Here is a 12,301-nt window from a genome sequence, read left to right on the forward strand (position 1 = left end):
CAATGGTACAATGTGGATATAAAGCGCAATAATAACGAATGAAAGGATTGTGGGCATGAACGAAACGAATCAGGAATACATCGTCATCTCCGGCGCCAGAGAAAATAATCTCAAAAACGTGTCCTTGCGTATTCCCAAGCGAAAGATTACCATCTTCACGGGTGTATCCGGTTCAGGCAAATCATCGATCGTCTTTGATACCATCGCGTCCGAATCGCAGCGACTGCTGAACGAAAATTTCAGCATGTTCGTGCGTAATTTTTTGCCCCGCTATCCGCAGCCCGATGCCGATGCCATCGAAAATCTGAGCATGGCCGTCATCGTCGACCAGAAACGGCTGGGCGGCGGTTCTCATTCTACGATGGGAACGATTACCGATATCTCGCCGATCCTGCGACTGCTTTTCTCCCGCATCGGTCAGCCGCACGTTGGACCTGTCAACCTGTTCTCCTTTAACGACCCGCAAGGCATGTGCCCGGAATGCAGCGGCCTGGGCCGCAGGCTGGGGGTGGACATGAGCAAAGCGCTGGACCTCTCCAAGTCGATGAATGAAGGAGCCATCATGCTGCCTGACTACGGAGTGGGCGGCTTCGATTGGTCGATGCTCGTCCAGTCGGGAGATTTTGATGTCGACAAAAAGCTCAGCGATTACTCGACTGAAGAGCTGGAGCAGCTGCTGTACGGCAAAGCGAAAAAGGTCGAGGTGCAGTTCGGCGGCAAAGGAGTCAATATTACCGTTGAAGGCTGCATTGAGAAATTCACGAATAAATATATCAAACGCGACCTCAAAACCATGTCTGAGCGAACGCAAAAAAACGTGGCGCCTTACTTGTCCGAAGGGCCGTGCTCGAGCTGCCGCGGCGCCAGACTCAGCCAAGCAGCGCTAGGCTGCAAAATCAACGGCCGCAACATTGCCGAGCTGGCCGCGATGGAGGTCGGGCAGTTGATCCGCGTCGTCCGGGAAATCGACGATCCCAACGCAGCGCCCATCGTCAAATCGCTGGCCGAGCGGCTGCAGCACCTGGTCGACATCGGGCTGGATTATTTGACGCTGGACCGGGAAACCGATACGTTGTCGGGCGGCGAATCGCAGCGCGTCAAAATGGTCAAGCACCTGAGCGGCAGTCTGGTCGATGTGACCTACATCTTCGATGAACCCAGCGTCGGCCTGCATCCGCGCGATGTACATCGCTTGAACGGCTTGCTGCAAAAGCTGCGCGATAAGGGCAATACCGTTATTGTCGTCGAACACGATCCCGATGTGATCAAGCTGGCCGACCACATCGTCGATGTCGGTCCTCATGCCGGAAGCCGCGGCGGAACGATTGTGTTCGAGGGCAGCTTTGAGCGCTTGCTGGAATCCGGCACGCTGACCGGCTCATTTATGAAGCGGCCGCTGCAATTGAAGACCAACGTCAGACAGCCTGCGGGCAAGCTGGCGATTCGCAAGGCATCTCTGCACAACCTCAAGGATGTCAACGTTGATATTCCAACGGGCGTCCTGACTGTCGTTACAGGAGTTGCCGGTTCGGGTAAAAGCACGTTGATTAACGAAATTTTCCTCAGTCAGCATCCCGAAGCCATCGTCATCGATCAATCTGCCGTAGGCGTGTCAACGCGCTCGAATCCGGCAACGTATACCGGGATCATGGATGATGTACGCAAGGCATTCGCTTCTGCAAACAAGGTCAATCAAGGCTTGTTCAGCTTTAATTCCAAGGGAGCCTGCGAGAACTGTCAGGGATTAGGCGTTGTGTATACGGACCTGGCCTTCCTCGACAGCGTAAAGCTGCCGTGCGAGGTATGCGAAGGCCGGCGGTTCAAGGAAGAAGTGCTGGCCTTCAAGCTGAACGGCAAATCAATTGCCGATGTGCTGGCGATGACGGTCGAGCAGGCTCTGGAATTTTTCCAGCTCAAAGAGGTGGTACGCAAGCTGCAGGCGATGAGCGACGTCGGGCTGAACTACATCACGCTCGGTCAGCCGCTTAGCACCCTGTCGGGCGGGGAATGCCAGCGAATCAAGCTGGCGAGCGAGCTGCACAAGAACGGCAGCATCTACGTGATGGACGAGCCGACGACCGGCCTGCATATGTCCGATATCGGGCATTTGCTGGAAATCATGAACCGGCTGGTGGATGCCGGCAATACCGTGATCGTGATCGAGCATAACCTCGACGTGATCAGCCAAGCGGACTGGATCATCGATATGGGGCCGGACGGAGGCAGCAAGGGTGGGCAAGTCGTCTTTGAAGGCACGCCGGCGCAAATCGTTGAAGCGCAGCAATCGATTACAGGCAAATATTTGACTTAATTTCCTTGCTCAAGGCAGCCGGCAGCCACGCCAAGCTGTCTTGGGCGTTGCATCTGATCGCGGCCCCGAAAAAGCGTTTGACACGACACCCAAAGGTGTCATATAATTCATTCAGACACCAAATAGTGTCCAATTAAATCAAAGCCAAACCGCAAGACACGAGGGTCAAACGAAAGGGGATTTCTATGCCTATCATTTTTATTGTTCTGCAAAGCTTTCTGCTGCTGACGATGACGTTTGCAGGCGCCAGCAAGCTGGCCGGAGCGAAAAATCATGTGGACATGTTCAACTCGATCCAATTGCCGCAATGGTTTCGCGTCGTGACTGGCATCGTACAATTGATCGGGGCAGCCGGACTCGTCATCGGCTACTGGCATCCCGCCATAGCGGCGTGGGCAGGCGTGTGGATCGGCGTAACTATGCTGGTGGCGTGCTTGTCGCACTTCAGAGTCAAACATCCGATCGGACAGGCTGTGCCCGCTTTCATCATTACCCTGATCGCCGTTGCCTTGATCGTCGTTCATAATTTCATCTAAAATGAAAATACGAGCACGAATTGAAACTGTCTTGCTGTACGGTATTTTTATATGTTATTTGATTTTTCTGATGAAATTATTGTTTTTATCGCGAATTTCATACGCGGAGCTGTTCCACAGTGAACGAACATGGACCCGTTCTGTCAATCTGATCCCTTTGTCCAGTATCCTGGAATACGTGCGCGGCGATTCAGAGACACTTCAACAATTCGCCTTCAGTAATGTAGCGGGCAATATGATGATCTTTTTTCCTCTGGGGATGTATATCCCGCTATTCAGAAGAGACAAACGTATGCGCGCCAATCTGCTGATCCTGCTGCTGACAAGTGTGGCTGTTGAATTCATTCAAGGATTGCTCGCGCTCGGAACGGCGGACATCGACGACATCCTGTTAAACACCTTGGGCGGATGGCTTGGTCTATTGGGCTACATGCTATTAAAGCGTCTATGTCGCAGCGAGAAGAGAGTGCGTACGGTAATTACGCTCCTGTCTGTGGCGGGATTGCCATGTATTTTATATATCCTGTTTATGGTGAGATTGCGTTTATAGCCTTTCGGCACGTCTGCCGCCGTCGGCGACGTAGTTGATTATAATGATTCTTTCCCTTCCCCGGGGCAGCGGGGCATGCTATGATCAACCTGTCAAACAAATTCATTCAAATGAGGTGAGGACCATGTTCACACAACCGTATATGTCTTATCCTCATCTTGCTGCGTAGTTATGTTTTGCCAAATATCAGGCTCTGGGGGTAAGCTTACTCTCAGGGCTTTTCTTTGTTGATGACTGGCAGAAGGAGCGATTCCGCTTCTTCGCGCCGATCTGTAGCAGCCACTCTGGAGTGGCTGTTTTTTTGTGCCCATACTTTGGAAAGGAAGATGCTTTGTGAAAAGACTCGCTCAATATTTCCGCACCATGCAGTCCGGCCAATCCTCTTACAGCTTGATTTATGAAGGGGCTTATTACGACCAAGGAGGGATGGTCTCTGACCCCACCTATTGGAACGACGATGTCGCCTATCACATCGAGCGGACGCATAAGCTCACGCTGGATAAGCCTTGTATCACCATCCGCATACCGTTTGACCGTCTCCATCTGGAGGACGACAGGAACCCGCTGGTTCTCGCGGACTTTGCTTGCAGGCAATGGGTAGCTCATTCCCGGTCCTTGAATCAAGCGCTAGCTAACCGCTCGCGATCGGACAAAGAAAATGGGGCTTTCTATTGCTTCCAGCCCACCAACGCGGTGCTCCAGCGCAATGCTGCTTATGTCGACATCATTTCGGAAAAACCGTATGTGTGCCTGATGATAACCGCGCAGCTTCCGTTCAAAAATAACGATAAAGCCATGCGCATGCTCTGCAAAATGCTGCCCAAGGAAGTCGAGGCGTTTATTGCCGACTTTGATCTGAACCGGCTGCATGCTGCCTATGAATTGGCAGACACACAAAATCGGATTCGCGAGTGGCTGCAGTCCAGTCCGTATTGCGCGTTTGTGGCTAATGGCAGCATCCTGCCGCGAAATCAAGACAACAGCGGTCCACTGGAGGACGCCTTGCCGTTTACATCCCCGGAAGACATGGAAATTGAAATAAGCGGGGTGCGGGGAATGGGGATCAAAAAAGGGGTAACTGTGATCACCGGCGGCGGCTATTCTGGCAAAAGCACATTGCTGGATGCGCTGAATGCAGGAATTTACAATCACATCCTGGGCGACGGACGCGAATTGGTCATTACCGATCCCACTGCAATGGAGATTGCGGCAGAGGAAGGCCGGTCCATTCAGAACATCAACATTACGCCGTTTATCAAATGGATTCCCCAGGGCTCGGCAGCCGAATTTTCCACGAGCTACGCCTCTGGCTCCACCTCGCAAGCCGCGAATATTATGGAAGCCATCGACATGGGCTGCAAGCTGCTGCTGATTGACGAAGACAGAAGTGCAACGAATTTTATGATTCAGGATATGAAAATGCGCTCATTAATCAAACGCGAGCCGATTACGCCTTTTACCGAACGCGTCCGGGAGCTGCATGAAGCCATTGGCGTATCTTCCGTTTTGGTCATCGGAGGGAGCGGTGAATTTCTGGCCGTGGCCGATCAAATCATACTGATGGACAATTATGCGCCAATCAACGTCACGTTGGAAGCCCGGCTTTTATGCGAGCAGGATCAGCCACGCGAACGTATCGCTTGGACTCAATGGGAAATCGAAAGAAGCATGACAACCCAGCTTTTTTCCAGCTATCCTCAAAACAGCGGTACCGAACAGCTAGCCGTTTCCACGATGGGCTACATCACCATCGGTGATCAACAAATGGATATCCGCGGGCTTTACAATATCAACTCGCAAGCTCAACTGGCAGCCATTGCTTTTTTGCTTCGAAAAATCGCGATAGCCAACCAGGGGCGGCGAGCCGTGCTTCGTGAACAAATTGAAAAAACGCTTGAAGACATGAAGAGAGAGGGTCCCGACGCGGTTTTTTCGTCCTTTTTCCCCGGCTTCGAACGCTGGCTGGAATTGCCAAGAATTCATGAAGTGTTGGCTGTCGTTAACCGAATGAAACGAAAAAAATAAATATTCGAGCAAAAAAAATGGAAAAATAGTGTTGACATAACATCTATTGTCGATTATATTTTAATTAGACACTAAATGGTGTCATATAAAATCGGGCGGAAATAACTTGCAGCAGAATGATGAGAATTATTCTCATTGTAATTTAAAGTAGGGACCAAAACAGATGAAATGAATGATTAAATGAATGATTGGTAATTTTACAGTAAGTTTGAACAAGTTTATAAAAACGACTTGGGCTTGATGATCAGATGATTTCGGCCGAAATGGCTGGATCAATCGTGAGTTATTAGAACAAAAAATCCTTCGTTAATTTCGAAGGATTTTTTGTGTTTTTAGAAACCAATTGAGTTGTATAGACAGTTGTAGAACTAACAATTACGCACAGCTAATTCAATTCATAAATAAAGCTAAGTAAACAATCACTACACATAAGAAACAATTAAAACAACAAATCAATACAATAAACAAAGTTCAGCCTTACAGGACCAACAACAAGAAGAAGCAACAACAGCAGCTGCTGTAAAGCGACAATAAAATAGGATCATTAAATCCCTTGATTTATCAAGGTTTTTAACTTTAAAGGGAGTAGTTTATTGTCACATCTCAATGACATTAGACTACTCCCTTTAAAAGTTATTGACATTAATTTGGCATTATCCACCGTTGCGGTGAAATTTTACACCGTTTAAGAAAAATGACAATCACCACCAACTTGTACCCTTGAGCAGTATTAGTTTCTTTTGTACCGATTACAGCACATACAAAGACATCGTGTCCATAAAAAAACAAGGATCACGTCCCCGCATTGAGCAGAGCAAGTGATGGCGGCTACTCTAAATGCAGTTGCCTTGTGTTCTATGGTTTGTGACACAAATAAACCCGTAAAAAACCAAAAAAGGCCCTCGGGAGCTTCAAGGACCTCAATCAGATATGATGGGTAGAACTAAATTAAAATTTCGCGATTTATTATTTCAGGATAATCATCCCACGTTCGACCTTCTAAGAGCCGACCCGTTCTATGCTTTTGCACGCCCCCCCATTGTTTAAAAAAGAAAGCAACGTTTTGGTTCATGCATTGATTCTTAATGGAAACTACCCATTCTTCATTCATTGGTCTAGCGCCAAAGCCAGATTCCCCACCAACAATAACCCAATGTATACCGTCAAGATTCAGTTCATCGATTGGACCAATTAGAGGTTCGATGGAGAGAAACTTAACTGCAGCAGGTGTATTCCGTAAATGATCTATCCGATAAACAACTTGATTATTTTCCACACTAACTCCCTGCCAAATATTTGGTGGCCAAGGGAGATGTTCTGATAATTCAAGTAACCGATCAGATCGTTTAGTTAGGATCTGAAAGGTATGCCAATGTGCCTGTTCCATTGTTTCGAATACCCTCTGGATGAAGTCTAATGGAACATCTTGATGAAATAGATCAGACATAGAATTAACAAAGATTCGTCGCGGTTTTCTCCATGTAAGTGGAAGCTCTATGAGATCATGATGTAAAGTTAGATTAAATCCATCTTGATATCGAGGGTTTCCCATAGCGTGGAGACGACGGGCCATGGTAGCTGCATAACAGTTCCGGCATCCTTCAGATATTTTAGTACAGCCTGTGACCGGATTCCAAGTAGCTTCAGTCCATTCTATACTTGAATATGTTGCCATATTGTTCCCTCCTCAGTAGTAAGTATAACACAGTTGAACAACTTCAGCGGGAGGATTAAAATAACTCCAATTGTCCTCCATCGTCCTTGTCATCGAATAATTGATCGAGATAGGCCAAAGGTAAATTTGAATGGATAATATTATTTTCAGCATCATGTTTAGTATTCATAAATGCTTTATTTGTCGATCTAATATATATATTATTGGAAAATAGCTTTTTTGAAAAATCATAAATTGATTTGTTATCTTCTTCAGATTTAAACGGTAAGGGAGTATTCTGCAAGTAGAAATCTATAATAGTTGCATAAGTAGTCGGGATTTTATTAAAATTGTCGATGAAATCTCCTACGAAATCTCTATACTCGTAAGAAAACTGTTGGATATCATCAGAAAATAAATCATTGTTAAAAATATAACCCCCCAGCTTATTTTGAATAATATAATGATCCTCAGCTTGTTTTCTCTTTTTTTCAAATTCCACCATTGATTTTTTCATTTCAATTAACCCTTTACGATTCCTTGTAACAAACACGAGATGAAAATAAATATTATTGTTTATTTGACTATGTATTCTTTTACTGAGTGTATATGTGCCAGGTTGTCCTTTTTTTATTTGCTTTTTATAGAATTCAATAATGTTATCCTCAAGCTTTAATAAATTTCCGAAGTGCTGCTTGGAGCTGCTAGGATCTTTCGAAGCTAATTTCAGATATTCTGGAATATCAGGTGGAAGAGTGTCTACTCCAAAGAATTTACACAACTCTTTTTCATTAGATTGAATAGTAACATTCCGCACAATTGAATAACTCATTACATTGATTAATATCTCATGAGAAGGTTGCTCAATTATCTTTTGCATATTCTCCATTAATACGCCTTTGTACCCAAAAGGATCAATAAAATATAATGAGGGACTACCTTTTGTAGAGGTAATTAAAGTATCCAAATGATCTTCAAATTTCCCTAAATAATTTTTAATTTGATGTGAAAGACGGGATTGGTTCTTAATATTATTCAGTTCTTGAAAATATCCAGAGTCGTATTCGACATTATAAATATTAAATTTCAAGTCATTTCCGTATTCATTTTGCAGGAAGTTTTGAAAGTTTAATAGTCTATTCATTGCGATCTGTGGAGAACCGATATTTCCATCGTCAAAATATCCCCGGCCGGCAAACCCATCTACAAAGTTAACTCTTTTAATTTTCGAACCAATTGAGGCGTTCGCAAAAACTTGACTCCAATTCTTAAGATAATCCTCAAGCAAAATATGTTTTAAATGAGTTTGAATATCCTTTTTATCAAAGTGGCTTTTGTTTTTAATATCAGACAAGGCGATCACCTCAATAATCATTTTATCCTATATTATACTATGTCTAACTCACGTGATGTACATAATATGTATTTTGAAGTAAAATTTATAAATATTAATGACAAAAATTTGGGAGGATGGAATTTATATTGAAACTACATGAAGTATATATTCAAATAATTAATTTAGATCCTGCAACAAAATTTATAATCACTTTTTTGATCGGTCTGGGAGCCTTTCTATATAAAACTTTTTTGAACTTATATTCAGAAAATGATAAACAAACTCAACCAATAAAAATCAAAGAAGGGGAGCTGTTGGCCAAGCTCGAAGCAGCTATAGCTATATATGAAAAAGGTACAAAAGATCTTATAGCGCAGGACAAACTAGTAGAAAAGCTTGGAGAATGCTACTGTTACCTTTCTACGGAACATAAACAAAAAGTTCGATTATTTTACGAAAATCGTTCAGATTCAACCCTTGCTACATTAAGGAAATTAACCTGCGATAGAGTAGACCAGATCTCTACATTCGGGGAAAAACCTTTACTTATAGATCAAATTTCTTCTTATATTAAGAAAATCTGCAGGCCATTAGCACCATTAATTTCTATCTCCATATTACTGATTTTAATAGCCGTTAATTACTCAACTTATCTACAGGAAAATTCTTTTTGGGGAAAGTTAAATGTAACGGCCAGTTGGACATCTGGAATGCTTTCGCTTGTATTGTCTCTTTCAATGATAAACATTCTCATTGAAAACAGATGGATTCGTGGTCTGGGGTTTAAGCCGTGGGCATACATAACTATTATTATTTTGTGTCCGTTGATTGCTTATCTAATTCAACCCCAACTAACTGCTTTCGCAGCAATCGTGCAGATAGGATTTATGATTACATTGTCCAAATCGAGGAATTCAGCATAAGCCACTACGGAAAGCATTAGGGTGAACAAAATTCCGATGACCGTGTCTTCCAAAGTGCCCACTTGGAAAAAATAGCCGTTGGAGCACTTGCACACGTTAAGCAGGAAGATATTAGAAAATTCGCTTAATAGGTTAAGGTGGGGGTTAGAATTGATTAATGAGTGGTATCTCAAACCATGGTCTGATCATGGTCAAAATACTTTTATCGTAAAACTCGACTCAGAAAAGATTCATGCCGGCCGAGGCACTTTCGGCTCATATTTGTCATTATATTTTGAAATCATTCCACTAATGTGACTTGAACTATTTCTTTGCCACAATTTGAATCAATTTATTGCCTAAAATCATTTAATTTTAGGCTATTTTCATTCCAACAAATTCAATTATGAAGCATATTTTTGCCGTAAGTTCTGAATTTGAAGCATTTCCTTGCCGCCAGTACTATGTCGTGTCCCCGTTAAATAAAGTTGTAGGCTGGTCAATATGGTGTATGGTAAAATTTATGTATATGAAAATATAGGGGAATGAATGAAATGGCTGAAGAATGTTTTGCGTGCGGAAACAAAAATAAAAAAGAGATTGAGTATAAAAAGGTAATTCTTGACGACGGTGAAAAAGAGGTTGCGGAAATTAAATTGGTATGCAAGGATCAATATGAGTGTGGCATGAGAATGCATGGACCCAAGAAGTAGTTTATAGAATTTTCAATAATAAATTATTTCTCCGTGCGCGTTAAGTACAGGAGTTTTTTTCCACGAGGTTTTGATCCGATTAGAAGCGATGCAAAATTTTTAATTGAGTTGATAGCTGCACTCTTTATGTACATCGGTAATATCATTGAACAAGAATCGTTAACTTGAATGGTGTTCATTTGCAACTCCGATCAAGCGAAGATATTCTCTGGCTTGGATCACATCATTATCTAAGGTGGAAACAACCATGCTTTCAGAGCAAAATTATGTAAAGATACTAGACTACTTTGATAAGAATTTGTGGGGGGATAAAACATCAGATTCAGGTTGGAACTACTACGGTCTGCTTCTCGATTGGTATTTTGAAAATTCTGTGCTGTGTGTTGATTACTTAGATATTAATGACTTTTTTGACCATAATGGTGGTTTTGGTTTTGTAGAGAACAAATATTTGACGAAGCAGTATGAGGCTCTTCCAGCCGATCAATGCCTAAAAATTATAGAAAATATACTGAATCTCCTTAAACTTAGTACAATTTATAAAGATCAAAGCAATCATATGATTGAAATGGTTACTAAAGTTTTAAAAAGGGATCATGTAAAAGTGATTAATCCTGAAGCTGGATTTATTACTGTAATAGCAGATGACATCCTTGACTCGGGTTCGTACTGTAACATCGTTCGTGTTAAAAACGGAATTTTAAGAAAGGAATTAAAACTCGTACATCAGAACGACGAAAATTTAAAACATCGTATGAAGTATGAGTTTGAAAATACACAAAAGCTTCATGGATGTCCCGCAATATTAAATGTTTTTGACTTTGATCCGGATAGTCATTCTTATCATATGGAAGAATGCGAAAAAAATCTTTATAGACACTTGGAAGATGAAATGGATTTGCCTTTTGAAGAGAGATTAAAAATCGTTATGGACATCTTAACGGGAATGGCGTTTGCACATAAAAAAACGATTATTCATAGAGATTTACACTTGGGAAATATCCTGAAGATAGGTAATGATTATGTCATAGCCGATTTTGGTTTAAGTAAAGATTTGTCTATCGAACGGAGTATGAAATCATCAGTTACGGAGAAAAACAATCACGTATTCGTTGATCCGCTGGCCATGAACGATTTTACAAAGCTCGATCAAAAAAGTGATATTTATTCGATCGGTAAGATCATCGATTATGTGTTCACGCACCATGCGGCTGACTCTAATCACATTTTTAAAACAGTGGTCGAGCGTTGCACTTCCCGAAACAAGGATCTGCGATATGCTTCAGCTCAACTCGTTAAAAATGAAGTAGATCGCATTCTAAAGAATCAAGCCCAAATTGAAGATAAGCAGTCTGTAATTAACAACATTCTGAATAATCATTATGATGTACAGGTGCATCAATATATTATGGATTTAGTCGATACGGAAAGGATCAGCAAGTTTATAGTCGATCATAAACTGTCATCCTTTTGGCAAATGATTTTGAAATTCGAGGTTGGATACCAAATCAAAATACTGCAATCAATTATCCGTAATTATTCCGAGGCAACAGGATACGGAGGTTGGGCCAACTATGATATTTTCGCCCAAATCGCCTATTATCTGTGCTTGAATTTGGAGGATTTAGAGGCAAAGACAATTGCCAGAGAGCTTCTGCAAGGGTGTGCCAATATAAGATACAATGCGAAAAAGCTTTTAGAAAAGCTACCTGAATAATTGTTAAGTAAACCGAGATTATGAATACGACTTCATCGTTCAACATGAATTCAAAAATGAAAAAGAGGCAAAGGATCATGATCGTCATCATTCCTTGCCTCTTTGTAGGATTTTATAAATTTCGAAAATTTTCATGACATCTGAAAAATCGCTATTGTAGAGCTTATCGCTGAAAACCTCAATTAATTCTTCTTTAGAAAGCTTGTCCGATAAGCCAATCTCGCCGAACCTAAAAAATTCGAAAAAAGAAATATTGAATGCTTGAATGATCTTCTCCAGAGTTTCTAACGAAACGTTACGTTCCCCGCGCTCTACGCCCCCGATATAAGAACTCTGCAATTGAGCTAGTTCACCAAGTTCCTCTTGACTCAATTTTTGTTCCTTACGTAGTTGTCTAATTCTTTCACCGACTAACTTTGCCAAGCTGGCCAAATATTATCACCACCTAGCTTATACATTAGGCAAATGAATGCATGATATACAGACTACCTAACTATAAATTCCATTGATTATAGAACTTATAAGTTCTATAATTGAAAATGACAAACTTCATGGAG

Annotated in this window: 10 protein-coding genes; 7 read left to right on the forward strand and 3 right to left on the reverse strand. The window is 42.4% G+C overall.

Features of this window, described 5'->3' with window-relative positions:
- The first annotated feature begins 55 nt into the window (after positions 1-55).
- From B5M42_RS02130 to B5M42_RS02145, 4 genes are all read left to right on the forward strand, one after another.
- On the forward strand, positions 56-2,311 hold the full coding sequence (locus B5M42_RS02130) for an ATP-binding cassette domain-containing protein (protein ID WP_134748755.1): 2,256 nt from the start codon (positions 56-58) through the stop codon (positions 2,309-2,311).
- Positions 2,312-2,496: 185 nt separating this feature from the next.
- Positions 2,497-2,847 (forward strand): DoxX family protein, encoded by a 351-nt coding sequence (locus tag B5M42_RS02135; RefSeq protein ID WP_134748753.1) that lies wholly within the window; start codon positions 2,497-2,499, stop codon positions 2,845-2,847.
- A gap of 1 nt (position 2,848) precedes the next feature.
- Complete coding sequence (locus tag B5M42_RS02140) at positions 2,849-3,397, forward strand: VanZ family protein (protein WP_134748751.1); 549 nt, start codon at positions 2,849-2,851, stop codon at positions 3,395-3,397.
- Between the two features lie 390 nt (positions 3,398-3,787).
- On the forward strand, positions 3,788-5,422 hold the full coding sequence (locus tag B5M42_RS02145) for a P-loop domain-containing protein (protein ID WP_167689522.1): 1,635 nt from the start codon (positions 3,788-3,790) through the stop codon (positions 5,420-5,422).
- A gap of 943 nt (positions 5,423-6,365) precedes the next feature.
- On the opposite strand, the gene B5M42_RS02150 is transcribed toward B5M42_RS02145, so the two are convergent.
- Positions 6,366-7,097, reverse strand: a complete 732-nt coding sequence (locus tag B5M42_RS02150) for a DUF5131 family protein (protein WP_134748747.1) — start codon at positions 7,095-7,097, stop codon at positions 6,366-6,368.
- A gap of 55 nt (positions 7,098-7,152) precedes the next feature.
- Positions 7,153-8,430 (reverse strand): three-Cys-motif partner protein TcmP, encoded by a 1,278-nt coding sequence (gene tcmP, locus B5M42_RS02155; RefSeq protein WP_167689520.1) that lies wholly within the window; start codon positions 8,428-8,430, stop codon positions 7,153-7,155.
- Between the two features lie 116 nt (positions 8,431-8,546).
- Here tcmP and B5M42_RS02160 point away from each other — a divergent pair, with 116 nt between their 5' ends.
- The 3 genes from B5M42_RS02160 (at position 8,547) to B5M42_RS02170 (ending at position 11,744) form a co-directional block, all read left to right on the forward strand.
- Positions 8,547-9,335: a hypothetical protein gene (locus B5M42_RS02160; protein WP_230632582.1), complete on the forward strand. Its 789-nt coding sequence runs from the start codon at positions 8,547-8,549 to the stop codon at positions 9,333-9,335.
- Between the two features lie 533 nt (positions 9,336-9,868).
- Positions 9,869-10,027, forward strand: coding sequence for a hypothetical protein (locus B5M42_RS02165; protein ID WP_167689518.1), 159 nt, complete (start codon positions 9,869-9,871; stop codon positions 10,025-10,027).
- Positions 10,028-10,274: 247 nt separating this feature from the next.
- Positions 10,275-11,744, forward strand: coding sequence for a protein kinase family protein (locus B5M42_RS02170; RefSeq protein WP_134748741.1), 1,470 nt, complete (start codon positions 10,275-10,277; stop codon positions 11,742-11,744).
- A gap of 87 nt (positions 11,745-11,831) precedes the next feature.
- On the opposite strand, the gene B5M42_RS02175 is transcribed toward B5M42_RS02170, so the two are convergent.
- Positions 11,832-12,176: a helix-turn-helix domain-containing protein gene (locus B5M42_RS02175; protein WP_134748739.1), complete on the reverse strand. Its 345-nt coding sequence runs from the start codon at positions 12,174-12,176 to the stop codon at positions 11,832-11,834.
- Positions 12,177-12,301 lie beyond the last annotated feature (125 nt).

This window comes from Paenibacillus athensensis (assembly GCF_004514475.2).
GTDB classification, from domain to species: domain Bacteria; phylum Bacillota; class Bacilli; order Paenibacillales; family NBRC-103111; genus Paenibacillus_AL; species Paenibacillus_AL athensensis.

Excerpts from the sequence above, each read along its gene's own strand:
- B5M42_RS02170 (WP_134748741.1), top strand. The coding sequence starts at position 10,275 with ATGCTTTCAGAGCAAAATTATGTAAAGATACTAGACTACTTTGATAAG.
- B5M42_RS02150 (WP_134748747.1), bottom strand. The coding sequence starts at position 7,097 with ATGGCAACATATTCAAGTATAGAATGGACTGAAGCTACTTGGAATCCG.
- B5M42_RS02130 (WP_134748755.1), top strand. The coding sequence starts at position 56 with ATGAACGAAACGAATCAGGAATACATCGTCATCTCCGGCGCCAGAGAA.
- B5M42_RS02135 (WP_134748753.1), top strand. The coding sequence starts at position 2,497 with ATGCCTATCATTTTTATTGTTCTGCAAAGCTTTCTGCTGCTGACGATG.
- B5M42_RS02140 (WP_134748751.1), top strand. The coding sequence starts at position 2,849 with ATGAAAATACGAGCACGAATTGAAACTGTCTTGCTGTACGGTATTTTT.
- B5M42_RS02160 (WP_230632582.1), top strand. The coding sequence starts at position 8,547 with ATGGAATTTATATTGAAACTACATGAAGTATATATTCAAATAATTAAT.
- B5M42_RS02165 (WP_167689518.1), top strand. The coding sequence starts at position 9,869 with ATGGCTGAAGAATGTTTTGCGTGCGGAAACAAAAATAAAAAAGAGATT.